The organism is Chryseobacterium sp. UF-81 (assembly GCF_058245105.1).
Genome location: NZ_JBSIBX010000009.1, coordinates 81,845 through 108,018, shown reverse-complemented (window position 1 = coordinate 108,018; position 26,174 = coordinate 81,845). Strand labels below are relative to the sequence as shown.

Sequence of the window (26,174 nt, the reverse complement as noted above, 5' to 3'; positions counted from 1 at the left end):
ATATGAAAAAGTGAATGATGAATGGTGAGTTTGCTTCGCAGGTGAATTTAAAAAATTGATCGTAAAACGAATTGACAATTCGCCATTCACAAAAAAGATTTCGTAGCTCAATGGTAGAGCGCCGGTCTGTTAAACCGGAAGTTGAAAGTTCAAATCTTTCCGGAATCGCAGATAACTAAATGTTAATTGTTTCAAAAGAGAAGAAAAAAGGTATGTCAAGAGCAGAAGATCTTTACGCCAAATATGGAAAATACCGACAGCCTTTTTCTTTTTTTATTAGAAGCTAGAAGCTAGAAGTTAGATGTTAGAAGTTAATAGGGGTGTAAATTCACTATTAATCATCAACTATCGATCATCAATTATCATTTATAATCCTATCTGATGGTTCGCCGAAGTGGAAGAGTCGGGGCGGTCTGCAAAACCGTTGCATAAGCTGAGTGGGTTTGAATCCCATAGCCATCTCAAATAGCTAAAATGAGATTAGTTCCGGAGAAAAAGTAAAAGTTTGTCGAGCGAAGAAGTTCTTATATCAAACAAAAAATTAAGACAGGCTTTGTTTTTCTTCAAAAAAGAAATTAGAGACTAGAAGTTAGAAGTTAGAAATGGGAGGAAATCACGGATTGACGGATAGCTATCATTGATTAAGATTATTGATCATTTTTAAAATTTAGTTAATTCAGAAGAAAAAGTAAAAGTTTGTCGGGCGAAGAAGTTCTTATATCAAACAAAAAAATAAGACAGGCTTTGTTTTTCTTCAAAAAAGAAATTAGAGATTAGAAGTTAGAAATTACCCATTACCCATTACTAATTGCTTATTACCTGTTACTCATTATACTGGGAAGTACGCCGGAGTTGGAGAGCCGGGGCAGACTGTAAATCTGTTGCTTCATTGCTGAGCAGGTTCGAATCCTGCTACTTCCACAAAACCACTGATAATGTAACGGCAGCATGCAGGAAAAGTACTCTTGTTGTTCAGGTTCGATTCCTGGTCGGTTGGTTTAAACGCTCCATTAGCATAACGGTAAGTGCATCTGGCTTTCTGCCGGACAACAAGGGTTCGATTCCCTTATGGAGTACAGACGTGAATGGTCCGAAGTCAGTTATGAATATTAATACCATGAAAGTTCAGATTGAGAAATAGATTGGCTGATCATTCACAGAAACAGGAAAGAGAAAAGTTTGTCAAGCGCAGAAGATCTTACAAACACTAACAGGCATAGTTTTATATAGACAGGCTTTCTCTGACCTTAATTCATAAATAATGAGTAATAAGCAATGAGTAATTGTGGAAATGATGAGAGATCAGTTGTGAATTGTCAATAAGTTAATTTTTTAATTACTAATTACCGATTACCCATTACTGGTAAAAACTTGCGGGAGTGGCGGAACTGGCAGACGCACTTGATTTAGGCTCAGGATATTGGGGGTTCGAGTCCCTCTTCCCGTACAACAATTGCCTCTCTATTCCAATTGGCAGAGAAAACAGCTTTAAACCCTGTAAAGTCCCGGTTCGAATCTGGGGAGAGGTACAAAACATAAATGATGATTCATAAAAGATGAATGATGAATACCAATATAGCTATTTCGTGATTACTCATTACCAATTACTTATAAAACAGGGAAGAGTGGTGTAGCTGGTCTGCACGTTAGTCTGAAAAACTAAAGGTACAGGTTCGATTCCTGTCTGTTCCACAGAAATATAAATGATGATTGATCAATGGTGAATAAAAGAAAAGTGAATAGTCAATAGCGAATATTAAATTGACAGCAAAGCAAATTGACATTTCATAAATTAACAGATAAATAAAACAAATTTAAAACATGTAAAAAAATGGAAACGCAACAAGAAGTATGGCAGAATATGAAAGGAAATTTTTTCCAGAAACCTATCACACAGCTGGTAGAAGAAGCCATTATCCGCGAACAGGCTAACGGTCACCGCCTGAAAGTATGTGTGGGCTCAGATTCCCATGTTTACGGTGAAGCGATCAGCTATGCTACGGCAGTAGTATTTGTACGTGAGGGAAAAGGAGCGTTTACCTTTATCAGAAAAGAAAGACAAATACAGAAGATCAGTATCAAAGAACGAATGCTGAATGAGGTCAACAGATCCGTAGAAATTGCTTACGCCATCTGTGCTATTCTGGATGCTTATGGGGTGGAAATGGAGGTGCACGCAGACATTAATACCGACCCGGATTTCAAGTCAAATGCTGCTTTGAAAGACGCTATGGGTTATATTCTGGGAATGGGATATGTGTTTAAAGCAAAGCCTCATGCATTTGCAAGTTCCAATTGTGCCGATATGATGGTTTAAAATAATAATTGTATGAGTAAGCTTTCAGGCTTAAAAAATAAAACGATGGAATGACAAAAAGATTACTGTTTCTGGATGATATAAGATATCCTATTGAAGCCTATCATTATACCAAACAGGATATTTTCCTCAGAAAGGACTGGCATATTGTTCGCAATTACGAGCAGTTTACTAAGCGGATTATGGAAAAAGGACTTCCGGAAATGATCTCTTTTGACCATGACCTGGCGGATATACATTATCTGAAACCCAATTCTGATGAGTATGCGGAAAAAACTGGCTATGACTGTGCCAAATGGCTCATAGAATATTGTTTGGATAATTATATGGATCTCCCAAAATTCTATTGCCATTCAATGAATCCAGTGGGCAAGAAGAATATTCTAAGTCTTTTAGAAAATTTTAAAAACTATTGAAAAAATGAAACCCAATGTATTTACAGCTAATCACCAATCAAGATGATCTGGATCTTAAGCTCGAAGGCACCCATTATAGAGGGTTAGATGATGCGAAGAAAATCGCAAAAAGTTTGCAGCAATATTGATTCAATTGAAATCTGATAACTCCCTTTTTTAAGGGAGTTTTTTGTATGAAAAAGATTGGGAATATTATTTATTTCCATTATCTGACAAATAAACAGCGGAAATAAAGCCATATACATTGAAGGAAAATTTTTAACTTTTATTCAGAAATAATGTTTAAACCGTTCTTAAAAGCATAATTTTTTGTTAAAAAAATCACTTTAAAAGCTTGATTTAATGTCTGTCAGACATTTTTCACTATTTTAGTCCCTAAGTTTGGAATTATGCTTATTGAAGATGAATTAAAGGAGATTTATTTAAACTATAAAAACAGGAAAATTATTCCTTTTCCTATAAGGCGGACCCAAAAGAAAAACATCCCGGTCATTCTAAAGAAATTCTTAAATAAAGATTGGGAAATAACAACATTTCTATTGCCGCAATACCAACAGACCTTGTGATGAATTATATGATCATGCTGTAGCCGGACCAAATGAACGCAAAACGAAAAATAACCTGAAAAAAATTATTATCAAATTAAAAACAAATGAAAGAAAGACTTTATGAGATCCTTAATGAGGAAAAAGTACATGAGATTATTCCATTTCTGAAACAGCTTACAGCACAAGAAAGGAAAGCATTGGTCCCCACTATAAAAAAGCTGGACCGCGAAATCAGCAAGATTATAATGACGAAAAACTCCTATCATACTGCCGGTTCAGCAGATCAGCATTCTATTATTGATATAGCATCATTTGTCTGTATGGATCAGAAGCATTACGGGAAAAATTACTGGAGTCTTTTCAGAGATAAGGAACAGACCGAAAAAATACTGGAATGGGGATGTCCGCACTGGTTTTCGGATTTTATTAATGACTCTATAGATGCAGAATTTACAGCATTTAATTACCACGATATCTTAGGATGGGCAGAAAAAGGCTATGTACAGCCCAGGCCCGAGCTTCTTGGGTATCATTTAAGCCTCCATCCATACGATCTGGATAAATTTCCGGAAACAATGGAAACTCACTTCTGGTATCTATGCGAATTTCCTTCAAAATCTCTGCCTTTTAAAAGAGAATGGCTCCCACTGATTCAAAAACTGATTGCTGAAAATAAAATTGAAAGAAAAAGATTCCTCAGAGAATGCCTTCTGGCTTCAAACAGGAATTTTAATAAAAATGTGACAGGATGGTTTATGGATGCATTCAACATTCTGAAACCTTCTGACGATGAGCTGATCATGCTTCAGGACGAACTGATGGCAGGGTTGGCCTCCGTACAATCAAAGGCGGTCAATACCATACTCGCCCATTTGAAGAAAATAGTTCAGGAACCTGCATTCAGAACCGGTGAATTCTCATATTTCCTTCCCAATATGTTAAGTTCAGAGGTCAAAACAGTTGTAGCAGCCAGCCTTGGAGTGACTGAAAAAATCTTTCAGAAAAAGAAAACGGATACAGAAAATCTGGCAACGGCTTTAAGTGCAGCATTTGTAAACAAAGACGAAAGTATACAAACCAAAGCGGCAAAAATCATTATTAAATATATCCCTGTATCAGAAGGAATAAAAGAAGCTTTATCCCATTATGCAGATAATATATTGGCTAATGTAAGAGCGGGGTTGGTTCAATACATAGACAACAGACAGCTGGAGCTGGACCCCGTTGATACAGAAACGCTGGAACTCATCAATGAAGAGTGCAAAGTTCAGGAGCCTGAAAGCTTTGAGGATCTCATGTTTCTTCTTCCGCAGGCTATAGAAAATCCCGGAACTTATTATTACGATCTGGCGCTGGCAGGACTTATACGTTTTGCTGATGAAGCTGATGCTGATTCCGTAAAACTTTTTGAACCTGTATTTCAAAAAGCATGTAAAACCATTGCCAGATGGGAAGTACACCATTTTAATGTATTGCTGTGCAATCTGATCATTAATTACGGGCTTTCATTATTAGAAAAATTTCCGGTTCAGCTTAAAAACCTGGAAAAAATATATAAAAAAACCCGTGAAGATGAAGCCACAAGAGAAGCTTATTCTTCCTATCCTAAAAAACTGAGGCCCATCAAAGATATATACGCCGGAGGATTGGCCATGGAGCCGTTCAAACATATCGCAGTACATATTTTTAACAAAATAACATCAGGAGATCAAATTCCGCTGCTGTCTGCAGTAACCCATGAGCCATGCTGGATAAGCCCAGAAGTATTGGTAGAAAGATTTAAAATCTATCAGGACAAAAATATAAAGCCCGATGACCTGGATGTACAGCTTGCATTGCAGCGCTGTTCACTGGAAAAAACCTCAGGCGCATTACAGCAGACTGAAAAGAAATTAAAAGGAGAATATAAAGAGCTTCTGCTTTTCTTCTTTAATAAAAACGCTGCTCCGAAAGGAAAATTTGAACATCCTTCATGGTGGATGACTGCAGGAATTACGCGCTCCCCGGGAAAAGTTTTTGAACAATTCAAAGACTTCGGATATGATGATATTCCTAAAGAATTCCTTACCGGTCATTATGAATGGAAAACCATCGACAGCAAAAAGAATTCCTATTATCCGGTCGAGCTTAATATTACTGTTCCGAAATATAACCTCAAAAAAAGAGAACATCAGCTTTTCTTAGAATACTTTATTGCAGAACAAAAAGATATTTCTGAAATGCCTTCATTCATATGGAGCTTCCCCAATACACCTGGAAATATTTTTGCCAAGATCATTAAAAACTGTCTGTTTTATTCAGGGATCGCAGAAGTATACGAAAGAAGTCTCGTTCTGAGTACAGCCCAGGCACTCCATCAGATGAAAAAGCCTCTGGATGCAATGGGATACCTGTTTCTGGGGACCATTTTTCTGGACGGAGACAAAGTGATCCGCGGAACCGCTGCTGAAATCTGGCTGGAACATGTTTCCCATAAAGTTATGGATAATGCTCGTTTGGGAAAGGTGATCGGGCTTCATGAAAAACTGGAATGGGCTCCTGTAAAAAGATTTACAGATATTGTACAGCATCTCATGCTCAACGTCAGTAAAGATCACAATCTGGCGCTGGAACTGCTTTTTACCAATATTTTGCTTCAGATGGAAATCCCGGTTACCAATCTTAAAAAGATACTGGATATTTACCACGAGGTTTTGGCTTTGAATCAATCGGAACCCGATAAAAACTTAAAAGAAAAACTGAATAGCTGGAAAGACAATTCCAGTCTGAAAAAAATCTGCAATCTTCTTCTAAAAAAATAGATTATGGAAGATGTGCTCATATACAACTATCAGAGGCCATCGTCTCTGATAAAAAAAGATGTATCCGAAGAATTATTCCTGTCCAAGTACAGCGAAATTCAGAAGAATACAGATGCTCCCTGCTTTTTCTGGGGAGATGTCAGCCAGCCGTTTATACTGGCAAGATGCCTGATTACGCTTTCCAATATTGTGAAATCAAGTTTTAACCTCTCGCCGTTTCAGATGGCTTTGCTTAAAGATCCTATCGTTACTGCCGGAAACAGCAGGCTGCGCTTTGAAGGATTTTCACACTGTGCCGGTGTTTATGCCAGGGTAGATGTACTGCCGGATGGCCTGCACGGTGAGTTTCTGGAAAACGGAACCACCAATGTAGATTTTAACCAGCCGATGATTACTGCGCTGGGAAGCATCCGTCCCAATGAAAAAATAATGCTTTCCGTGGGTGAGAGAGAAGTCGGGCTTTACAAAGAAGAAGAAAAAGTGACCGAACGAAAAGTTCCGTTGCCTGTAAAATGGATTAAAGGATTAAGTACCGTTCAGATCTGTCTGTCCGAATCAGAAAAGCTTCTTACATTTAATAAAATCCAGACCCAGCAGCTTTTCAGAGGAATACCGAAAGGATCTGTAAAATCAGATTACTACCTGATCATCCGAGGGAACAAGCCCATGTTTTCGCCGGTAAAATCGGTGGATGCGGTTTGTATCGGCGGACTTCACAGGTTACGCCTTTTAGAACCTCTTCTTCCTTATATTGACCAGATGCAGGTATTTCCACATGCTGAGATGCAGTCCACGACATGGCAGCTTTATATGGGAAACATAAGATTCAGCTTCTCATTGTCAAGAGAAACCTGGCGGGGTTTTTCCGGAGAAGGTGCGGTGCTGGACAGCCTTATCGGTGATATTTCTGACGAATGGATCGATGCACTGGATAAATATGCTTATGCAAATCAGTCTTTTAGCCCTTCAGTATTTGCCTTAAATGAAAATATCAGTCTGGAAAAAACAGCCAATCTTACAGGAAGACTGGCTGCAATGGGGCTTTTGGGTTTTGATCTGGATGACAATGGTTTTTTCTACCGCAGGCTGCCCTTTAAGCTCAACCGTATTGCAGGTCTGAATCCACGGATTAAAAATGCAGAAAAACTCATTGAAGAAGGAAAGGTGGAGATTTTAAATATCAATAAGGTCAGAACCGAAGCAAGGGTACAGGGTTCCGTTGTGCAGCATACTGTCATCATAGACCGGGATAAAGAACGGTGTACCTGCGAATGGTTCAGTAAATATCAGGGTGAAAGAGGATCATGTAAACACGTTCTTGCCGTAAAAAAATTAGTACATCATTAATTAAAAGGACAGCTTCTGAAAATAAGTCTGTCCTTTTTATTGATGAACTTTCATCCATTCCTTATAAGAAACTACACCCAATTCCGGTCTTCCTTCGCCTTCAAGAACCGAAATAAATTCAAGCTGATTACCGTCTGGATCATTAAAATAGATCGCTAGCGCAGGCATCCATGCAAAGACCATAGGTTCATTGCTGCCATCTTTTAGAAAATTATAAGGCTTCAGATCTTTTTTCGTCAGAAAATCTGCAGAATAATTTAAGATATCCTCCTTAGTGCTGGAGAATGCAAAATGTCTTGGCTGAAGGTTTTCCTTCTGTTCCCACAATCCCAGCATGAATTCTTTCCCTTCACCGATCCACAAAAATGCAATAGGACGTGTTTCATCCCTATGTGCCAGTTTTAAGCCCAGGACCTCAGTATAAAATTTAATAGAATTCTCTAAACTGCTTACCTGAATATGGGTTTCATATAATCCTTTAATCATAGCCTTAATTTAATGTACACAAAGCTAGACAAAGCATTTTCAGAAAGGAAAGATTTTTGATCCCTTTATTTGAAATGAATGATAGATAAAAGATAAAAGATAAAAGATAAAAGATAAAAGATAAAAGATAAAAGATCTTGTTGCTAAAATTCAATAGGAGCGGGCTTTAGCCCGCTTGCAAAATATATCGTAGCCATTGGCTTCAGCCAAAATCTAAATTTTTAATCACAATTTCAATAATCATCCTTGCACGAAAATCTGCTGCGGAAAATATTTTTCATAAACAAAAAATAAAAATTTTCATTTAAATATTTACTGCGCAAAAAGACTGCGCAATGCTGTCTTTACTTTGCATCAGAAATCAGAGAGGAAGTGGATCCTCCATGTCTAACAAAAAAAACAGTAACTCATGAAATTTAATTTTTTAAAAAAAGAGAAAAATACCGTAGCGAACTACGAAGGTGCAAAGGCCTTTACCATGACGCCTGCGGAAGAACTATATAGTGCTGTTGTTACAACAGGATTATCCGGCACATCTTATGAAAAAGGAAATGACAGATTGGAAAGAATTCAGTCTCTGATCAAAAAAAATGATCCGGAATTTGTAGCTAAGCTGGCGGTTTATGCAAGAAAAGATATGTATTTACGTTCAATTCCTCTGGTGCTGACCGCAGAACTGGCAAAACAGGCCTCAGGTACAGACTTAGTGAGCAAAACAGTAGATGGTGTGGTGCAGAGAGCGGATGAAATCACTGAACTTTTGGCGTACTATCAGACGAGTAATCAAAGGACGGAAATGAAAAAGCTGAACAGGCTTTCCAAACAAATTCAGAAAGGTCTGGCGAAATCTTTCAATAAATTTGATGAATACCAGTTTGCAAAATACAACAGAAAGGCAGAAGTAACGCTTAAAGATGCCTTATTTCTGGTTCACCCGAAAGCAAAAGATGAAAATCAGCAGGCCGTTTTTAATAAAATTGTGGGAGATACTTTGGAAACTCCTTATACATGGGAAGTTGAACTTTCTGTATTGGGTCAGACAAAGTTTGCAGATGAAGCTGAAAAAAAACTGGCTTTTAAGAATAAGTGGGAAGAATTGATTTTCAGCAATAAGTTGGGTTATATGGCAACCTTAAGAAATCTGAGAAATATTTTGGAATCGAAAGTTTCTTCTGATGCGATGTTTAAGCTTTGCAGTTATTTATCTAATGAAAAGGCTGTCATCAACTCAAAGCAGCTTCCGTTCAGGTTTTTAGCGGCTTACAGAGAATTGAAGGCTATGAAATCGCCTTATCTGTCATCTGTTTTGGAAGCATTGGAAGATGCTGTGATGATCAGTGCAAAAAATATTAAAGGTTTTGGTTTTGATACTTCCGTGGTAATTGCGGCGGATGTTTCAGGTTCTATGCGGCAGCCTGTTTCTCCTAAAAGTAAAGTCTTGCTTTACGATATTGGATTACTGATGTCTATGATTTTGCAGTCACAGTGTAAGAATGTAATCACCGGTATGTTCGGTGACAGCTGGAAGAGAATTCCGATGCCTAAAAATGGTATTCTGAGAAACGTGAATGAGTTTTACAAGCGCGAAGGTGAAGTAGGTTATTCTACCAACGGTTACCTGGTGATCGAAGATCTTATCAGAAATAGAGAAAAAACAGATAAAGTAATGCTGTTTACCGACACCCAGTTGTGGAACAGTAAGGGTACCGGACATTCTTTTGAAGATTCCTGGGATCATTATAAGCAGATAGCTCCTGATGCGAAATTATATATTTTTGATCTGGCAGGTTACGGAAAGCAGCCGCTGGATATCAAAAAAAATGATGTATACCTTATTGCCGGCTGGTCAGACAAGGTTTTCGATGTACTGAATGCCTTGGAAGACAGAAAGTCTGCTGTTCAAATCATTAAAAAAGTAGTGCTGTAAAAGGCACTGCTTTAAAAGATTAAACAAAAATTTGAACTAAAACAACAATATATAATTCGCGCGAGTTTTAGAATTTTTAGAGAGTATAGATTATTATTTAAAAAATAAAATAAAATTAACTGCGTAAAAAGAATGCGCACTTCAACAATAACTTTGCATTGTTATTAATCCGGTGCCGTAAGGGAAGAACTTCTTCGATTCCGACTTGAAACAAAGTCTTTCCGCTTAATCGCCGGTAAAACAAACCAATGCCGTACACTAAGAGTTTCATCGTCAAACTTCCAATTTGAATACATTCAAAGACTCTTATGGCTAATTGCTTGGTTTTATACAATGAAAAGATAAAATTTAAAACTATTAACCATGAAAATGTATAAATACTGTCTTAAAGGAACTGTGTATTGAGGTTAATTCTCAATAGACATGAAAAAATATAAGACATTAAAACAAACTTTTGGAGTCAATGAATCCGGCCTCATTGACTTTCCGAAGAAAATTTCCGGGATACAGATCTCAAGATTAATGTATGGAATTGAAATGGGTTGTTCATATTGCTTTCCACATGGCTTCGAAACGGTGAATTCCCATCAGGAAAAATACCAGCGGAACTGGAAAAAATACAGGAAGACCCGTTATAAAATATAAAGCAGGTGCCGTAAAACAGAATTGCTTCGTTGGGAGACAGCAATACAGGTTCGAATCCTGTTCTGGAAACAGATGGTGTAAGGGTATCACTCTGTCCTAAGTTTCTGTTTGGCCAAATGCCCTTCTTAAAAATAATCAAGTGTCGTTTTAGGATCATACTTCGACTGTTAAACGTTTAGGTCGCAGGTTCGATCCCTGCCTTCCTTGTTGTAAACGGGATTGTAGCTCAGCAGGTAGAGCAAAACGCAGAAAGATCCTTTCAGTATTACCTTGATTTAAAATAAAAGAGTGCCGTAGAAAAAGCTTACTTCGAATCAGAATTAGACCGAAAAATCTAAGAAAAGTGCAATACTCCTGAATAACAGTAAGGAAAAAGGTGCATGTCTGCTTTTTCGCCTTTTGCCTCTTTGAAATTAAAAAATAAACAAGTGCCGTAGAATAGTGTTACTTCGCTCATCACGACGGGGTCGCGGGTTCGAGTCCCGCCTCTTCCACAAAAAAAACACAGTCTGTCAATAGGAAGAGTAGCTCAGTTGGTTAGAGCACGACTGCACTCTCAGCTGTTGCCTTGTTTAAAATATAAAAGTGTCGTAAAGGAAAGTTACATCGTCACATATTTGGGAGGAATAGCGAAGTCGGTAATTCCGGCAAGGCTATCCGGTTCGAATCCGGCACAGACAGCCCCTTACTCTCTTTGATCATTACCTTTTACAAAAATGCCGGCGATTATTCGCCGGCATTAATTACTTCTTCTATTTCTTCTTCGAAAGCTTTCTTCCAGTTCATGATCGTTGTTCTGCTGATCTTATATTTCCTGGACATATAGCTGGTAGAAAAACCATGTTTATTCTGATACTGTAAAAGCTTGAACATCGTTTCTTTATCATAGGTTTTAAGCTTCTGGTTGTTAATCTGGCTTTCTTTCGACTGTTCAAAAATCTTTTCGTTGAATTTTAATATATCTTCTGTGGTATTCAGTTTTCCCAGAAGTTCTTTGATCTTTGGATCTTTCAGCTTTTCCGGATGTTCCAGTTTCAGCATATCATAGTATATCTTTTTGTAATTGGGGCGCATAAGAATTTCTGTTTATCCGTTAGTATTATCATTATTTTTCTGAAGCCATCGGTGAAGAGTGCTTTTGGGGATAGAATATTCTTTGATGACCTCACCGTAGGTCATTTCGCCGGATAAAATCCTTTTCATAATAAAATCTTTGATCTCCTGAGTGTAAATATTTTTCCTGAAATAAGGAATCTTATCAGATTTCTTTTGATTCTTATTCACCGCAGAGGGAGGTGCATACAGGATGAGATGCGAACTGTAAAGTCTGAAAAAATCATATTCCAGAAGCTTGCTCCATCTCAAAAGTAAATCCGTGTCTATGGATTTACTTTGGTATATATTTTCAATAAATTTAACATCTTTATTGAGAAAATTACAGATCCTTTCCATGGATATCTCATTTTCATCAACCATCTCCTTGATAAACTTTCCTATATGAATTTCTTTATATAACATTTATTGAGTACTTACTATTTATTAATTCATGAATTAAAGAAAATAGAAAATATATTACATTTCTGCGAATGACAGCACAGGTAAAATACAGGTACGTCGAGAAAATCAGTACCATACCTTGATTATGTACAGTCGGCAGTCCGAGGGATGACCAGCCGATATTGTTTTAGGCTATTTATGACTTAAGAATATTTTATTCCTGATCAATTGCTTTATGTCGCCTTTATCATGGTTCTGTAGGAATATGCCATTATAACTTTTTCATACAGTTACGTAATATTTTTAACTATTGACCTTAGTGTCGGCAGATCCTGCTATCTGTAAATGTTAATAGATAGTGAATAATCTGCCTGTTAGTTTTCAAATTTAAAGAAAAAATAGAACCTAATTCTCAAAAATGCATAAAAAATCTCTTTCAAATCGAATTTTAAATAAAATTAACAAATTAATTATACAGCTATGTGAATTATTTTAATTAAAAAGATCAAACATAGTAATTGCATTCCATCTTTCAAGTATATACCTTTGCAGTTCAATGAAAAATACAATAAGTTTATTCGATTTCTCGAAAAAAATAAATTATAAGAACGAACTTCTGGCGGGCTTTACAGTGGCTATGACCATGATCCCTGAATCACTTTCTTTTGCGATTCTTGCCGGGCTTTCTCCGCTCACCGGGCTTTATGCAGCCTTCATGATGGGAATTGTTACCGCAATTTTGGGCGGCCGTCCCGGAATGGTTTCAGGAGGCGCAGGAGCTACCATTGTTGTATTAATCGCTCTGATAAAATCTCACGGAGTAGAATATCTTTTTGCCGCCGTTGCCCTTGCTGGAATTTTCCAGATACTTGTCGGAGTTTTTAAGCTTGGAAAATTTGTAAGACTTATCCCACAGCCCGTGATGTATGGTTTTTTGAACGGTCTCGCGGTTATTATTTTTATGGCCCAGGTAGAACAGTTTAAAATAACAGACAGCGCAGGAGCATCCGGGTGGCTTCAGGGTATGCCCTTATATATTATGGCAGGGCTTACAGCTCTTACCATTGCTATTGTATATTTTTTTCCTAAGATCACAAAAGCTGTTCCTGCGTCTTTAGTAGCAATTATCATAGTTTTTTTTGTGGTTTTGGGTTTTGGTATTTCCACAAAAACGGTAGGAGATATTGCCCATATCAGCGGAAATCTTCCAAGTTTTCATATTCCTCAGATTCCTTTTACTTTAGAAACCCTGCAGATTATTTTTCCTTATGCTTTGGTAATGGCAGGAGTTGGTCTTATCGAATCTCTTCTTACATTGTCCATGGTAGATGAGATCACCAATTCAAAAGGAAATGCAAACAAAGAATCTGTAGCACAGGGAATAGCCAATATTACCAATGGTTTTTTCGGAGGAATGGGAGGCTGTGCAATGGTGGCACAAACCCTTGTTAATCTCAATGCAGGTTCAAGGGCCAGACTTTCCGGAATTATCGGGTCGGTAATGATTCTGATCATTATTTTGTTCGGAGCCCCTTTTATTGAAAGAATACCGATGGCTGCGCTGGTTGGGGTGATGATGATGGTTGCTATAGGTACATTCCAGTGGGTGTCCATCCGCATTGCCAATAAAATGCCTAAGTCCGATATATTTGTTGGAATTACTGTAGCCCTGATAACCGTTATTCTTCACAATCTTGCATTGGCAGTGCTCGTAGGGGTTGTAATTGCTGCACTGGTTTTTGCCTGGGACAATGCAAAAAGAATCCGGGCAAGAAAATCCATCGATGAAAAAGGCATCAGGCATTATGAAATATACGGTCCCTTATTTTTTGGTTCAGTAACTGCATTTATGGATAAGTTTGATCTGATGGATGATCCGGGCGAAGTCGTAGTAGACTTCAGGGAAAGCCGCATTGTAGATATGAGTGCTATTGATGCTCTGGATAAACTGTCTAAACGGTATAGTCAGCAAAACAAAAAACTCTATTTGCGCCATCTCAGTGAGGATTGTCGTAAAATGCTGAAAAATGCCGAAGCCGTAATTGAAGTCAATATCCAGGAAGATCCTACGTATAAGGTGATGCCGGAGAAGTAGGGGATTTGAAATTGAAAGATTTAAAAATTTAAATATTAAAAGATTTAGAGATTCAGAAATTTAAATTTTGGGGAGGCAAAATATCAACCACAAAAGTCACAAAAGATTTTTTAAGTTGAATATATGACCAGTATAAAGTACACTGAAGTTTTATGAAAATCTTTGATTTTTTACTTATGTGATCTTATTGTTTTCAGGATGATAAACTTTTGAAACTAAAGTGATCTAAAGTGTTTAGAATGAAAATCTTTTGTGACTTTTGTGGTTAAATAGTACACGAAATTCACAATTGACCATTCATATTTCACCCTGCAATAACCAAACAAGGACTGTAAATCACTTTACAGCCCTCGTTTTTTAGGTTATTAATGTATTCGCAATGAAATCCGGCACCAAAGCATAGTGCGACAGTTTCATGCTGATCGAAGCTCTTCCGCTCGTCAGAGTTCTCAGATCGGAAATGTATCCGAACGTTGAGGCCAACGGAACTTCTGCTGTGAAAATCTTTCTTCCTGATCTTTCATCAATGGACGAAATAATTCCCCTTCTTCGGTTGATATCAGCAGTTACAGCACCTGTGTATTCTTCAATACTTTGGATTTCCACCTGCATCACTGGTTCCAGAAGCTTAGGACTGCATGATAAAGCAGCCGCTCTGAATCCGTCTCTCGCGGCATTTTCAAAATCAAATGCTGCAGAATCCTGATTATGGAAAGAACCGTCCAGAAGTCTGATCTTCATACTTTCTAAAGGATAGCCCTTTAATGGTCCATTTTCCATAGAGTCCCTGAACCCCTTTTCTACAGAGGGAATGAATTCACCAGGAATAACACCTCCTTTGATCAGATTAATGAATTCCAATCCAGGTTCATTATTTTCTCTTGGACCAATTTCAAAAGTGATATCGGCAAACTGTCCGCTTCCACCATTCTGCTTCGAAAGCTTTTCCCTGTGGGTTCTTGTTTCCGTTAAAATCTCACGGTAAGATACTTTAGGTTTCCCCTGATTGACTTCTATACCATGATTGAGCCGGATCTTTTCCAGAGTGACCTCAAGGTGAAGCTCACCCAGACCGCTCAATAAAGTTTCTCCGGTTTGCCGGTCTCTTTCAACCACCAAAGAAGGATCCTCTTCCTGAATTTTAGCCAGAACCAAACCGAAAGATTTCTCATCTCTGTTCGTTTTAGGCTCTATTGAAACCCTGATCACAGGAGCAGGAATGGTAATCGCTTCCAGAAGGACAGGTTTTTCTACTGCTGATAGTGAATCTCCGGTTTTGGCGTCTTTTATTCCTGTTAAAGCCACAATATCACCTGCTTTTCCTTCCTCTACCGATAAGGTTTTATCAGACTGCATCTTCAGAATTCTCGATATTCTGAAACTTTCCCCTGTTCTTACATTCAGAACCGTATCTCCGGATTTTATCGAACCGGAATACAGACGGAGCATGGCGAGCCTTCCCATATGTTTATCGATCACGACTTTAAAAACAAGGCCTGAAAAGGATTCCGTTTCATTTCTTACCAATTCTACAGCTTCTTCCGTATCGGGATCTTTTCCCTGAATAGCAGGAAGTTCATCCGGTGCCGGAAAATAAGTTACTACTGCGTCCAAAAGAGGCTGTACTCCTTTGTTTTTAAACGCAGAACCACATAAAACCGGAACTGCAACTCCTGATCTGCAAACTTTCTGTAAGGCTTCAGTGATCATTTCCTCGGTAATTCTGTTTTCAGGATCCATGAAAATCTCAAAGAATGTTTCATCATATTCTGCGAGGGTTTCCATTAATTTCATTCTGCATTCATCAGCATCTGCTTTATAATTCTCTGGAATTTCTTTGTCAACAATGGTTTCTCCGTTTTCATCGGTCCAGTATAAAGCTTTCTGTCTGATTAAATCTATCACTCCCTCAAATTGGTCTTCTGCTCCGATAGGGATTTGAAGTGCCATAGTAACTGTATTAAGTTTCGTTTCAATTTCTTTAAGAACCGCAAAGAAATCCGCTCCGATTCTGTCCATTTTATTGATGAAGCATATCTTTGAAATTCCGTGTTTTTCAGCCTGGAACCAAACATTTTCGGTTTGTGGCTGAACCCCTGAAGAAGCGCAAAAAACGGCAACAACGCTATCCAGAATTCTTAAAGAACGCTCGACTTCTACGGCGAAATCAATGTGTCCGGGCGTATCGATAATATTGATGTTATAAACTGTTTCTCCTTTTTTCCATTGCGTGGAAACGGCTGCGGATGAAATGGTGATACCCCTGTTTTTCTCCTGGATGTCTTTATCCATGGTGGTATTTCCATCATCTACATTTCCGATTTTATGAATGAGGCCTGTGTAATAAAGAAGCCTTTCCGTTAAAGTGGTTTTTCCTGCATCTACGTGTGCTATGATTCCTATATTTCTTGTGTTATATTTCATTTTGCTGAATTTAAATTGTTGATTTTGAGAATACACTTAGGTATTCTCTTCGTTTTGAGGTCTGAAAATAAGGCAGCAAAAAAGACCCATCTGAACAGATAGGTCTTCAATATATTTTTAGTAATAAAAGATCTAAGGAACTATTCAGATAAATATTGATTGCTGCCAGAGTACACAGCTCTCACAGGGTTACTTAAAGTTATTATATTTATCATTGTTGTTGACATTGTTGATTTTTAATCGGTTGCGAAATTAGATAAATTTTTTAATTGACAAAATTTTTTTTGAAGAAATTTTTAAAAATTGAATTTAAACAAATTGTTAAGTCTGGCTATAATCAGTAGAAAAGTAGACAGAAATTCATAAAAATTTCTTAAAACAGAGAAGTAGGTAATGCTTTTCTAAGAAAAATTTTATCTTTGGAAATAATACCCAATTAAACACTTGTTGATGATTAAATAATTTAAATCTTTTTCAAGAAAGCTAAATAAAACTTTTAACTTAAAACTATTGAAAACGGATATCGACATTCACAACCACTGTCATTTTTCTTTTGATTTGTGGCTCACCCTAATCAAATCTCACCCTGAATTTAAAACAAAAAGAGTTGAGCTGTTCTCCTCGTTTTTTGATATTGACAAACCCATTGACGAAGTTGCGAAAACCGTAAAATATTACGATGATCTGTGCAACACGATCAATGAGGTTACAGGAGGAAATATTGATACTTTTGAAATATATTTAATGATCCTCGGTTCATTGGATGTTGATATAAAACAAATAAATAAGGAAAAACTGGAAGGGTTCTATCTTAAAAGTGAAGAACTGTTTTTAGAATATAAACCGGTTATCATTTTCGAAAATATAAAAGAGTTTTTTGATCAGATTAAAAATCAAGGTAAAACAGTGAATATTTTGAGTAATACCGGATTTATCAAAGGAAAAACGATGAGGAAATTTCTGATCCGGGAAGAGCTGGATCAATATATAGATTTTCACATTTATTCTGATGAGATCAATATTTCAAAACCGAATCCTCTTATTTTTCAGGAAGTAAAGAATAACCTTAAGGACCAGGAGCTTCCGATGCACCGTATCCTCCATATTGGGGATAATCCTGTGGCAGATTATAAGGGCGCGAAAGATTTCGGCTTCAGTGCACACCTACTTAAACACTAATATTAATATGAATAACAGATACAGCTTACACCACATTCATTCTGCAGATGAGTTCAGTTTCTCACCCGCAGAATACAGCTATTTCAAGTATGGCGATAAGTCGTATGCCGAAAAGTTTGCTAAAGAATTATTCAACGGATTTATCGCAGAACATGCAGATCTTTTAAATACAGAAAAAGAGATCGTGGTTCTTCCAAGTCCATATATGGCTATTCCTACGGCTTCTAATTTTTTATGTTTTTTCTTTAAAAAGCATCTGGACCTGTACCTGTTTCAGAAAGGAATGAGATCCAGTATTATATCCAAGATCAACCGTAACCATACCTATATTACGGATTATGGAAACCTTAATTTTGAAGACCGTAAAAACCTGATCGCCAATGATACTTATTATATCGATAAGGATTTTTTACGCGGAAAACTTTGTATTTTTATAGACGATATAAAAATCACGGGAAGCCATGAATATACGGTGAACAGAATCTTGAACGAATATCATGTAGAAGCAGATTTTATATTCCTCTACTATGCGGAGCTAATGAATTTTGATATCGATCCAACAATTGAAAACTTTTTCAATTATTATGCGGTGAAAAATATCAAACACGTTGCAGAAGTAATGGCAAAGCCAAGTTTTGAATTTAATACAAGGATCGTAAAATATATTTTAGGCCTGGATTCAAGTAATTTTGACTATCTTACGTCTAAAGTAAAAAAGGAACAGATGGACCTGCTTCTGGAGCTGGCGATCAGCAATAATTATCACTTAATAAAAGAATACGAAAATAACATCAATACTTTAACACAAACGGAACTATATTATGGCTATTAACTTACAAAAAGGACAGAGAGAAAACATTAACGCACCTAAATTCACTGTAGGTTTAGGATGGGATATCAATAATACTTCTACAGGAACAGCATTTGACCTTGACGCGTCTTTATTTTTGCTGGGCGAGGACAAAAAATTAGTATCAGACAATCACTTTATTTTCTATAATAATTTAGAATCTCCGGACAAATCTGTGATCCACACAGGAGACAACCTTACAGGAGAAGGTTCAGGAGATGATGAGCAGATCAAGATCGATCTTACAAAAATAGATTCAGCAATTCAGGAAATTACAGTAGTGGTAACGATTCACGATGCTGATGCAAGAAAACAGAACTTCGGGCAGGTAAGAAATTCTTTTATCAGAATTTTCAATACAGATACCAACGAAGAAATCCTGAAATATGAATTAGACGAGGATTTCTCTATTGAAACTGCAGTGGAATTCGGAAGAATCTACAACAGAAACGGAGAATGGAAATTTGAAGCTGTCGGAGCTGGTCAGAGAGACGGCCTTGACAAATTCGTATCAATTTATCAAAAGTAATTATGGACAACCAGGACAATCAACCTATAGATCCGATGGGATCAATTGAGCCTCTTAAGACATTCGAACCCACCCCATTGGCTCCACCGAGCCAGCCTGTACAAAATACAGCGCCTGCGGTTCTTGTGGATAAAGAAGGAAATGTAAACCTGACTCAGCTGCAGGTGGAAGAACGCCAAAAATATGAGGTTCTTGCCAATTCTATTGATGAAACCAATCCAAGTTCCATCGTGAATTATGGAGCGGAGCTTCAGAAAACATTATCCAACCAGAGTGACAGCTTTTTAGGAAATGTAAGAAGATCCAATTCAGGAGAAGTGGGAGTGCTTATCAATGATCTTTTGGTAGAACTTAATTACGTTGATGTTGATGAACTTCAGCAAAATAAAGTGAAAAGCTTCCTGAGCAAGATCCCGTTCATGAAAAAAATTGTTTCGCAGGTAGAAAATCTGTTCGCGAAATATGATAAGATCATCAACAACATCGAACAGATTGCTCATAAAGTAAACGCAGGAATTATCACCTCTACCAAAGACAATGCTGTACTTCAGACGATTTTTGAGAGCAATGTAAATTCCATCAAGCAGATCGAAGAGCTTGTGATCGCAGGAAATGTAAGAATGGAAAGAGCTGCAGGAGAATTGGCCCAAATGGAAGCCGACCCGCAGAGCTACCAGGATTATCAGATTGCTGATAAGAGAGATTTTATTGCAAGATTAGACAGAAGAATGGCTGACCTTAAAGTGGTGCGTATCATTATGATGCAGTCACTTCCACAGATCAGGCTGGTACAGAATAACAACGTTTCTATTGCTGAAAAGGCACAGACGATTCTTACCACAACACTTCCGGTTTGGAAAAACCAGCTTTCGCTGGCGGTGGCGATGTACAGACAGCAGCAGAATATCGAGATCCAGCAGAAGGTATCTTCCACAACGGAAGCAATCCTTAAGAAAAATGCAGAACGTTTGGGTCAGAATTCAGTGAATGTAGCAAGAGCAAACGAACAGACTATAGTATCTGTAGAAACCTTGAGAGAAACCACTTCCATGTTGATCAATACATTGAATGAAGTGAAACAGATCCAAAAGCAAGGCGCTGAAGGCAGAAGAAAACTGGATCAGGATCTTCAGACACTGGAGCATGAATTAAAAGCAAACGTCAGAGGTTAATAATTAGAATACCAAGGTGGGGGATGATGCAGCAACCATAATGTCTCAGAGTAAAAGAAGATTAACAAAGCTTAAACTTCTTGCTAATTTTTTTGAACATATTGATATCATATCTATTTACATCAAAACAGATATTATACACAATTTATTTCAAGAAAATAAAACTTTGGACTACCATAAGCTGGAACTTTTTCACCTGCAGTATACAGACAGCCTTATAGAACTTCTTACCAAAATAAAAAGGCAGAAGGAAAATGATATGCTGGCTGTGATCAACGAAATCGGCGTTAATAATAAATATATTGAAGGCTTTGAAGAACGGCGCGGAGACAGCTTTCAGACTGAGCGGAAGATGTACAGCGGTATATTTTCCCAGCATCTGAAAGTACTCTATAAAGATCTTACCGAAGATATCTTTACGGCAGACTGGAACAAGGTCCTGTATTTCCATAAAAAATACGGGAAGGAGTTCTACAGAACCCATGCAGATGAAGAACAGCTGAAATCCCAGCCTTTTCCAGCTTATCAGTATAAAGATTATACGATAGAAAGAAAACTCCTGGGAAGGCTGAATATCCAGAACTTTAAGGTACGTTTTGTCTGCGGCTATCTGATCGGGACCTATGAGTATGAGCTTTTCAGGATATTTCAGTCAGATGATTATTTTATTTTTGGCATTGATGAAAAAAAGCTCTACCTGTTTGACGGTGATCTGGAAAAACTTGATATTTCCGAGAACCAGTCGAACCAGACAACAATCATCAATCAGTTGAAAAATAAAAATGAGCTGCTGGAAAATTCCATCAACGAAAGAAAGCGAATGCTTCCTGCAGAAGTGGAAAATGTGCTGAAAGACTATCTTAAAAACCTGGAAAATATAGATATTATGAGCAAAATATTCGATTTTGATGAAGAAACAAATATTCTGCGTGCTATGCTTAATTTAAATTTAAATAATAATTAAAGCGGAAAGAAAACTAATCATTTCGCTCAACAATAAAATAACAATACTAAACCATAAAAAAATGGCTATTAACTTACAAAAAGGTCAAAGAATCAACCTGAAAAAGGAAAACGGTGCCGAGCTAACCCAGGCCTGTGTGGGAATCAACTGGGGGGCAATTGAGAAAAAAGGACTTTTCGGAACTAAAAAAGAAGCCGTAGACTTAGACGGAAGCTGTATCTTATTTGATTCAAACAAAACGCTTACAGAAGTAATCTATTTCGGAAACCTGAAGTCAAGAAACGGTTCTGTAAAACATAGTGGGGACGACCTTACCGGAGACGTAAACGGGGATGACGGACTGGACAATGAAGTGATCACGATAGACTTCAGCCAGCTTGAACCGAATGTAGAACACGTTGCACTGGTACTGAACAGTTATCAGGGACAGGATTTCGGAACAATTCCTTTTGCATCTATCCGTATCTATGAAGGAACTCCTACCAATGTAAGAGAGGTTTTCGCTAAATATGATATCGCCAACGATGCTTCATTCAAAGGGCATGTTGCCATGGTAATGGGTGTTTTCTACAAAAGAAACGGAGAATGGAAGTTCAATGCGATCGGAGATCCTACTTCGGACAGAAAACTGGAACAGACGATCCAGACTGTTCAGGCCAATTATTTATAATCAATAGGTAATCAGTAAGAATGGGCTTTGGTTCATTCGAAAAAAATGAATAGTTTTACAGGCTTGAGCCAAAGCCTATTTATAATATTGATATCAAATAAAAACATTAAAAATTAGCAATATTTGTGCATACCGTACATCTATTGCTTTTATCATATAATAACATAAACTGAAGTGGAACATCAAAGTATTTTAGAATTGCACCCGGGCTTGGTGTGGGGATTTGCGGTAACAGTTGTTATCATGCTGCTCCTGGATTTAGGAGTATTCAACAAAAAAAGCCATGAAGTATCGTCCAAAGAAGCTACCATCTGGTCTATCGTATGGATTTCATTATCCATGGTATTCTCCGGTGTGGTGTATTGGGTATTCAATACAGACGGAAGTCCTGAAAGCCATGCCCTGGCCGTAGAGAAATTTACGCAGTATCAGGCTGCCTACTGGATTGAAAAAGCCCTCTCTGTGGATAACTTATTCGTATTTATCCTTGTTTTCGGGTTCTTTAAAGTTCCGAAATACCTTCACCACAAAGTTCTCTTCTGGGGAATTATTGGGGCATTGATATTCAGAGCGATATTTATCTTTGCCGGAGTTGGACTGATTAACCTGACGTATCTTCCTGAAATGAATATTTTCGGAAAAGCAGTACAGATCAATGTGGTAATGGCTCTATTCGGTCTCTTCCTTGTGTATGCCGGGATCAAATCCTGGGGCGACGGCGATGGTGATGATGACGAAGATTACAGCAATACGGCTGGTGCAAAGCTGATCAAAAGTTTCTGGAAAGTTTCCGATAATTATGATGGAGATAAATTCTTCACCATTCAGAACGGAATCAAGATGGCAACACCACTTTTAGTAGTGGTAGGGGTTATTGAATTTACCGATGTTCTTTTCGCGGTAGACTCTATTCCGGCGATCTTTGCCATCTCCAATGATCCGTTCATCCTTTATACATCAAATATTTTCGCGATCTTAGGATTGAGATCCTTATATTTCCTGTTGGCGAATTTTATCCACATGTTCAGCAAGCTTTCTTACGGACTGGCCATTATCCTTTCATTTATCGGGATAAAAATGCTGATTGCACCATGGATTCATATTTCATCTCCGGTTTCATTGGGAATCGTTGGAGGAGTATTATTGCTTTCTGTTCTTTTATCCATTATGTTCCCTGAAAAGGAAGATGAGGGAAAAGAGAAACTGGAAGATAAATAGATATTAAGAATCTTTCTTAAAAATAAAAGCTCCTGAAATTTAATTTCAGGAGCTTTTTTATTACAGACCAGTGATTTTTTTACCTGAAAATAAAATTCTAAATAATGTACAGACAAGTCTGTCTGTTTTAAAGTTTTGTTGTACATTTGTCCTGTAAATTCATAAGTATGACATCTCCAAGAGAAAGAATTGTTCAAACGGCTACCGGCTTATTTGGTAAGCAGGGATATAATTCTACGGGCATCAATCAGATTATTTCTGAAGCTAAAGTAGCAAAAGCAAGCTTTTATCAGCATTTCAAATCTAAAGATGACCTGTGTGTAGAATATCTGAATGTAAGGCACCGATACTGGTTCGATGAATTAAATCATTTTTGCTCACATGAAGAAAACCTTAAGCAGAGAATCCTGAGGTCTTTTGATTTTCTGATCCATATGAATCAGAAAGAAAATTTTCAGGGATGCAGTTTCCTGAATATTTTGTCTGAAATCCCCATGGACGATGCTGAAATTTTAAACGTCATCCAACATCATAAAACAGAACTTAGACATTATTTCACAGAGCTGTTGAAGGATGATACTTTGTCAGACCATATCTATTTATTGTTTGAAAGCTGCATTATAGAAACTCAGCTTTTTAAATCCAATGAATTAATAGAAAGATCAAAAAAAATAATCAACAATTTAATTCCTTAAAAAAATGGAACAGAAACACCCACTTCCGCCTTTCACCTTTGAAACGGCAATAGAAAAAATACAGATGGCTGAAGATGCATGGAACAGCCAGGACCCGGAAAAAGTATCCAAAGCTTATACTCCTGACAGTGAATGGAGAAATCGGGATACTTTCATTAACGGAAGAGAGGAAATCGTTGCTTTTTTACAAAAAAAATGGGAAAGAGAGCTTAACTACAGGCTTAAAAAAGAATATTGGGCCCATACAGACAACCGTATTGCCGTCCGTTTCGAATATGAATATCAGACCAATGACGGAAACTGGTTCAGAGCATACGGAAATGAAAACTGGGAGTTTGATGAGAATGGCCTTATGCAGAAAAGATATGCAAGTATCAATGATGTAAGCATCAAAGAAGAAGACCGGAAACTTAAATAACGATATAAAGACTGCTCAGAATAGCAGTCTTTTATAGAAAAAATTTAACCTGTTAATAATTAAATCCTGATTATTGATGCCTATTCAGCAACTTATTAATCTTTCTTCTGGTCTGCAAAGAAACCTTATAAGCCTCATCACGCAGCTTCTGTATCTTGCCGACAGGCTGGAAAAAAGATTTGCTTTCAAAGGGATTAAATGAAAGCAGTTCATTGGTACAGTCACGGGGATCAAGCAGTGCTCCCTGGTTGATGATCACTTCCCCGACCTTAATGTAAGGAGCATTTTTCCATTCTACGTTCAGTCGGTTGATGGGCTGGTCTTTCAGATTATAGCAAAACTGTATAAAAACCTCTGCTGTATAAGTATTATCCTGGAAATAGTTTTTTAAGGCATCTTTCATCTTTAATTTCCTGCCAAATTTTTTATCGACGGACCTCGGAACCAGTTTTATCTTGATCATATTCTCACCAAGACGGTAAGCGCCTACGGAATAATAATCAAAAGACAGGATAAAATCATTCCTTTTGCCCAGAAGTTTTACAATATTTTTGAAAAAAGACAGCGTAAAAAAATAAGGAATCATCTTCACAGACTGAGCGGCCAGCGAGAACACACCTCTCCATTTTTTCATATACAATCGGTTTACAGCAGTAAACAGTTTCAAAAAATGAGAAACGGAATTGGTTGGAAATAAAGGAAAATTAACCAGTGGAAAATTTGCGATCAATCCACCGTTTTCATCCTTTACTTTAGCTGCAAATCCATAAGCAGGAATATCTTTTTCAGTTGTATTGATTTTCAGATTGGCATTCGAAATCCTTATGGTCAGATCAAATTTTTCACTGTCGAAAAACTTAAAAAGATCTTCAGGAATATTTTTATCAATAATGAATGAGCCATCAGCTGCTGCATACGTTTTTGCATGGGCGTTTCTGGTGGCATAGTTGACATCGCTTATAGAAGAGGACTGTTCAACAAAATCGGCAATCGACTTTTTATTGATTTCGAGAAGTTTCTTTTCCTCTTCATTAAGCTCATCGAATTTCTTATTATATTTTAGTGGTTGTGGCATTTAGTTTTTAAATCCAATTATAACGCCAAGTTTCCGAATCCGCGTTAACCCAATGTTAAAATTATTTGAATTTTGCGGCAGACAGAGATATGGGTGTTCAAGTTATTGCTATTCTATGATTTAGAAAAAAGGAGGGGAGATGGAAGGAGGAAGCTGTAAGAACTCATGGTTACCCTTTAACCGGAAGGCTTTTAAATTTATTTTTTTAATTATACATTATACATTATACATTATACATTATACATTATACATTATACATTATACATTATACATTATACATTGCCCCTTAAACTCGCAACCCATAACTCTTACCCTACCACCCACCACCATAACTCCCATCCACCGGCTTCCCTCTTCCGTTCTCTCCAAAACTCCTATCTTTGTAAAAAAATATCAACAATGGGAGTAGCAGATATGTTATTTAAAAAGAAAAAAGAACTTGCCGAAAAGAATCTTAATGACGGTAAAGAGTATATGGAAGAATATGGTAAGAGAGAAAGCGTTGTACAGTTGCCTAGCGGTTTGCAGTATGAGATCATTACCGAAGGAAGCGGGGCAAAACCAGGACCTAAATCCACAGTAAAATGCCATTACCACGGAACTACCATTTCCGGTAAGGTTTTCGACAGCTCTGTAAAAAGAGGAACGCCTGCATCTTTCCCTTTAAACAAGGTGATCAAAGGATGGACGGAAGCTCTTCAGTTAATGCCTGTCGGAAGTAAATGGAGACTGATCCTTCCTCCGCACCTGGCATATGGAGATCAGCAGATCAGTAAAGAGATCGGGCCGAATTCTACATTGATTTTCGAAGTAGAGCTGTTGGATATAAAATAATTCTGCTTAAAAATAGCTTAAAAAATTACCTGGATTCGGGTAATTTTTTTTATTTGTACTATATTCG

Annotated in this window: 22 protein-coding genes and 7 tRNA genes; 24 read left to right on the top strand and 5 right to left on the bottom strand. The window is 37.4% G+C overall.

The window, feature by feature from the left end:
* The first annotated feature begins 96 nt into the window (after window positions 1-96).
* The 11 genes from AC4IFE_RS13475 to AC4IFE_RS13425 all read left to right on the top strand — a co-directional run bounded on the left by AC4IFE_RS13475 (window position 97) and on the right by AC4IFE_RS13425 (window position 7,429).
* Window positions 97-168 (top strand) — tRNA-Asn (locus AC4IFE_RS13475).
* Window positions 169-380: 212 nt separating this feature from the next.
* Window positions 381-462 (top strand) — tRNA-Cys (locus tag AC4IFE_RS13470).
* A gap of 375 nt (window positions 463-837) precedes the next feature.
* Window positions 838-921, top strand: a tRNA-Tyr gene (locus tag AC4IFE_RS13465).
* An 83-nt stretch (window positions 922-1,004) separates the two neighbouring features.
* A tRNA-Glu gene (locus tag AC4IFE_RS13460) sits at window positions 1,005-1,076 on the top strand.
* A 297-nt stretch (window positions 1,077-1,373) separates the two neighbouring features.
* A tRNA-Leu gene (locus AC4IFE_RS13455) sits at window positions 1,374-1,447 on the top strand.
* Window positions 1,448-1,455: 8 nt separating this feature from the next.
* A tRNA-Leu gene (locus tag AC4IFE_RS13450) sits at window positions 1,456-1,529 on the top strand.
* A gap of 90 nt (window positions 1,530-1,619) precedes the next feature.
* Window positions 1,620-1,692, top strand: a tRNA-Phe gene (locus tag AC4IFE_RS13445).
* A gap of 139 nt (window positions 1,693-1,831) precedes the next feature.
* The gene (locus AC4IFE_RS13440; RefSeq protein ID WP_490757694.1) at window positions 1,832-2,317 is read left to right on the top strand and encodes a ribonuclease H-like YkuK family protein; all 486 of its coding nucleotides are present in this window, start codon (window positions 1,832-1,834) and stop codon (window positions 2,315-2,317) included.
* 50 nt (window positions 2,318-2,367) lie between these two features.
* On the top strand, window positions 2,368-2,733 hold the full coding sequence (locus AC4IFE_RS13435) for a cyclic-phosphate processing receiver domain-containing protein (protein ID WP_490757693.1): 366 nt from the start codon (window positions 2,368-2,370) through the stop codon (window positions 2,731-2,733).
* 652 nt (window positions 2,734-3,385) lie between these two features.
* Window positions 3,386-6,082: a DUF6493 family protein gene (locus tag AC4IFE_RS13430; RefSeq protein WP_490757692.1), complete on the top strand. Its 2,697-nt coding sequence runs from the start codon at window positions 3,386-3,388 to the stop codon at window positions 6,080-6,082.
* A 3-nt stretch (window positions 6,083-6,085) separates the two neighbouring features.
* Window positions 6,086-7,429 (top strand): SWIM zinc finger family protein, encoded by a 1,344-nt coding sequence (locus AC4IFE_RS13425; protein WP_490757691.1) that lies wholly within the window; start codon window positions 6,086-6,088, stop codon window positions 7,427-7,429.
* A gap of 36 nt (window positions 7,430-7,465) precedes the next feature.
* Here the strand turns inward: AC4IFE_RS13425 and AC4IFE_RS13420 are convergent, their stop codons facing one another.
* The gene (locus AC4IFE_RS13420; protein ID WP_490757690.1) at window positions 7,466-7,915 is read right to left on the bottom strand and encodes a VOC family protein; all 450 of its coding nucleotides are present in this window, start codon (window positions 7,913-7,915) and stop codon (window positions 7,466-7,468) included.
* A 409-nt stretch (window positions 7,916-8,324) separates the two neighbouring features.
* Here AC4IFE_RS13420 and AC4IFE_RS13415 point away from each other — a divergent pair, with 409 nt between their 5' ends.
* A complete protein-coding gene (locus tag AC4IFE_RS13415) occupies window positions 8,325-9,842 on the top strand; it encodes a TROVE domain-containing protein (protein ID WP_490757689.1) in 1,518 nt (505 codons plus the stop codon).
* Between the two features lie 423 nt (window positions 9,843-10,265).
* Window positions 10,266-10,487, top strand: a complete 222-nt coding sequence (locus tag AC4IFE_RS13410; RefSeq protein WP_490757688.1) for a phosphate ABC transporter substrate-binding protein — start codon at window positions 10,266-10,268, stop codon at window positions 10,485-10,487.
* Between the two features lie 726 nt (window positions 10,488-11,213).
* On the opposite strand, the gene AC4IFE_RS13405 is transcribed toward AC4IFE_RS13410, so the two are convergent.
* Window positions 11,214-11,561 carry a helix-turn-helix domain-containing protein gene (locus AC4IFE_RS13405; protein WP_490757687.1) on the bottom strand — a complete coding sequence of 116 codons (348 nt, stop codon included), beginning with the start codon at window positions 11,559-11,561 and terminating at the stop codon, window positions 11,214-11,216.
* A 12-nt stretch (window positions 11,562-11,573) separates the two neighbouring features.
* Window positions 11,574-12,005: a transposase gene (locus AC4IFE_RS13400; protein WP_490757686.1), complete on the bottom strand. Its 432-nt coding sequence runs from the start codon at window positions 12,003-12,005 to the stop codon at window positions 11,574-11,576.
* A gap of 535 nt (window positions 12,006-12,540) precedes the next feature.
* Here AC4IFE_RS13400 and AC4IFE_RS13395 point away from each other — a divergent pair.
* Entirely contained in the window at window positions 12,541-14,079 is a 1,539-nt protein-coding gene (locus tag AC4IFE_RS13395; RefSeq protein WP_490757685.1) for a SulP family inorganic anion transporter, read from the top strand.
* A gap of 357 nt (window positions 14,080-14,436) precedes the next feature.
* Here AC4IFE_RS13395 and fusA read toward each other — a convergent pair whose 3' ends face one another.
* Window positions 14,437-16,503, bottom strand: coding sequence for an elongation factor G (gene fusA, locus AC4IFE_RS13390; RefSeq protein WP_490757684.1), 2,067 nt, complete (start codon window positions 16,501-16,503; stop codon window positions 14,437-14,439).
* 510 nt (window positions 16,504-17,013) lie between these two features.
* On the opposite strand from fusA, the gene AC4IFE_RS13385 reads away from it, so the two are divergent.
* The 9 genes from AC4IFE_RS13385 (at window position 17,014) to AC4IFE_RS13345 (ending at window position 24,198) form a co-directional block, all read left to right on the top strand.
* On the top strand, window positions 17,014-17,682 hold the full coding sequence (locus AC4IFE_RS13385) for an HAD family hydrolase (RefSeq protein ID WP_490757683.1): 669 nt from the start codon (window positions 17,014-17,016) through the stop codon (window positions 17,680-17,682).
* Between the two features lie 7 nt (window positions 17,683-17,689).
* On the top strand, window positions 17,690-18,514 hold the full coding sequence (locus AC4IFE_RS13380; protein ID WP_490757682.1) for a phosphoribosyltransferase family protein: 825 nt from the start codon (window positions 17,690-17,692) through the stop codon (window positions 18,512-18,514).
* Window positions 18,504-19,061, top strand: a complete 558-nt coding sequence (locus AC4IFE_RS13375) for a TerD family protein (protein WP_111959107.1) — start codon at window positions 18,504-18,506, stop codon at window positions 19,059-19,061. The genes AC4IFE_RS13380 and AC4IFE_RS13375 overlap by 11 nt, the downstream gene beginning before the upstream one ends.
* A 2-nt stretch (window positions 19,062-19,063) precedes the next feature.
* Window positions 19,064-20,233, top strand: a complete 1,170-nt coding sequence (locus tag AC4IFE_RS13370) for a toxic anion resistance protein (RefSeq protein ID WP_490757681.1) — start codon at window positions 19,064-19,066, stop codon at window positions 20,231-20,233.
* 166 nt (window positions 20,234-20,399) lie between these two features.
* Window positions 20,400-21,197 carry a hypothetical protein gene (locus tag AC4IFE_RS13365; protein ID WP_490757680.1) on the top strand — a complete coding sequence of 266 codons (798 nt, stop codon included), beginning with the start codon at window positions 20,400-20,402 and terminating at the stop codon, window positions 21,195-21,197.
* Between the two features lie 61 nt (window positions 21,198-21,258).
* Window positions 21,259-21,867 carry a TerD family protein gene (locus AC4IFE_RS13360; RefSeq protein ID WP_276734628.1) on the top strand — a complete coding sequence of 203 codons (609 nt, stop codon included), beginning with the start codon at window positions 21,259-21,261 and terminating at the stop codon, window positions 21,865-21,867.
* A gap of 174 nt (window positions 21,868-22,041) precedes the next feature.
* Window positions 22,042-23,085: a TerC/Alx family metal homeostasis membrane protein gene (locus tag AC4IFE_RS13355; protein WP_490757679.1), complete on the top strand. Its 1,044-nt coding sequence runs from the start codon at window positions 22,042-22,044 to the stop codon at window positions 23,083-23,085.
* A 167-nt stretch (window positions 23,086-23,252) separates the two neighbouring features.
* Window positions 23,253-23,780, top strand: a complete 528-nt coding sequence (locus AC4IFE_RS13350; RefSeq protein WP_490757678.1) for a TetR/AcrR family transcriptional regulator — start codon at window positions 23,253-23,255, stop codon at window positions 23,778-23,780.
* 4 nt (window positions 23,781-23,784) lie between these two features.
* Window positions 23,785-24,198: a nuclear transport factor 2 family protein gene (locus AC4IFE_RS13345; RefSeq protein ID WP_490757677.1), complete on the top strand. Its 414-nt coding sequence runs from the start codon at window positions 23,785-23,787 to the stop codon at window positions 24,196-24,198.
* A 70-nt stretch (window positions 24,199-24,268) separates the two neighbouring features.
* On the opposite strand, the gene AC4IFE_RS13340 is transcribed toward AC4IFE_RS13345, so the two are convergent.
* The gene (locus tag AC4IFE_RS13340; RefSeq protein ID WP_490757676.1) at window positions 24,269-25,273 is read right to left on the bottom strand and encodes a catalase family protein; all 1,005 of its coding nucleotides are present in this window, start codon (window positions 25,271-25,273) and stop codon (window positions 24,269-24,271) included.
* A 399-nt stretch (window positions 25,274-25,672) separates the two neighbouring features.
* Here AC4IFE_RS13340 and bamJ point away from each other — a divergent pair, with 399 nt between their 5' ends.
* A complete protein-coding gene (gene bamJ, locus AC4IFE_RS13335) occupies window positions 25,673-26,107 on the top strand; it encodes a BamJ family beta-barrel-assembly machinery protein (RefSeq protein ID WP_490757675.1) in 435 nt (144 codons plus the stop codon).
* The last annotated feature ends 67 nt before the right edge of the window (window positions 26,108-26,174 follow it).

Excerpts from the sequence above, each read along its gene's own strand:
- AC4IFE_RS13440 (WP_490757694.1), top strand. The coding sequence starts at position 1,832 with ATGGAAACGCAACAAGAAGTATGGCAGAATATGAAAGGAAATTTTTTC.
- AC4IFE_RS13435 (WP_490757693.1), top strand. The coding sequence starts at position 2,368 with ATGACAAAAAGATTACTGTTTCTGGATGATATAAGATATCCTATTGAA.
- AC4IFE_RS13430 (WP_490757692.1), top strand. The coding sequence starts at position 3,386 with ATGAAAGAAAGACTTTATGAGATCCTTAATGAGGAAAAAGTACATGAG.
- AC4IFE_RS13425 (WP_490757691.1), top strand. The coding sequence starts at position 6,086 with ATGGAAGATGTGCTCATATACAACTATCAGAGGCCATCGTCTCTGATA.
- AC4IFE_RS13420 (WP_490757690.1), bottom strand. The coding sequence starts at position 7,915 with ATGATTAAAGGATTATATGAAACCCATATTCAGGTAAGCAGTTTAGAG.
- AC4IFE_RS13415 (WP_490757689.1), top strand. The coding sequence starts at position 8,325 with ATGAAATTTAATTTTTTAAAAAAAGAGAAAAATACCGTAGCGAACTAC.
- AC4IFE_RS13410 (WP_490757688.1), top strand. The coding sequence starts at position 10,266 with ATGAAAAAATATAAGACATTAAAACAAACTTTTGGAGTCAATGAATCC.
- AC4IFE_RS13405 (WP_490757687.1), bottom strand. The coding sequence starts at position 11,561 with ATGCGCCCCAATTACAAAAAGATATACTATGATATGCTGAAACTGGAA.
- AC4IFE_RS13400 (WP_490757686.1), bottom strand. The coding sequence starts at position 12,005 with ATGTTATATAAAGAAATTCATATAGGAAAGTTTATCAAGGAGATGGTT.
- AC4IFE_RS13395 (WP_490757685.1), top strand. The coding sequence starts at position 12,541 with ATGAAAAATACAATAAGTTTATTCGATTTCTCGAAAAAAATAAATTAT.
- fusA (WP_490757684.1), bottom strand. The coding sequence starts at position 16,503 with ATGAAATATAACACAAGAAATATAGGAATCATAGCACACGTAGATGCA.
- AC4IFE_RS13380 (WP_490757682.1), top strand. The coding sequence starts at position 17,690 with ATGAATAACAGATACAGCTTACACCACATTCATTCTGCAGATGAGTTC.
- AC4IFE_RS13375 (WP_111959107.1), top strand. The coding sequence starts at position 18,504 with ATGGCTATTAACTTACAAAAAGGACAGAGAGAAAACATTAACGCACCT.
- AC4IFE_RS13370 (WP_490757681.1), top strand. The coding sequence starts at position 19,064 with ATGGACAACCAGGACAATCAACCTATAGATCCGATGGGATCAATTGAG.
- AC4IFE_RS13360 (WP_276734628.1), top strand. The coding sequence starts at position 21,259 with ATGGCTATTAACTTACAAAAAGGTCAAAGAATCAACCTGAAAAAGGAA.
- AC4IFE_RS13350 (WP_490757678.1), top strand. The coding sequence starts at position 23,253 with ATGACATCTCCAAGAGAAAGAATTGTTCAAACGGCTACCGGCTTATTT.
- AC4IFE_RS13345 (WP_490757677.1), top strand. The coding sequence starts at position 23,785 with ATGGAACAGAAACACCCACTTCCGCCTTTCACCTTTGAAACGGCAATA.
- AC4IFE_RS13340 (WP_490757676.1), bottom strand. The coding sequence starts at position 25,273 with ATGCCACAACCACTAAAATATAATAAGAAATTCGATGAGCTTAATGAA.
- bamJ (WP_490757675.1), top strand. The coding sequence starts at position 25,673 with ATGGGAGTAGCAGATATGTTATTTAAAAAGAAAAAAGAACTTGCCGAA.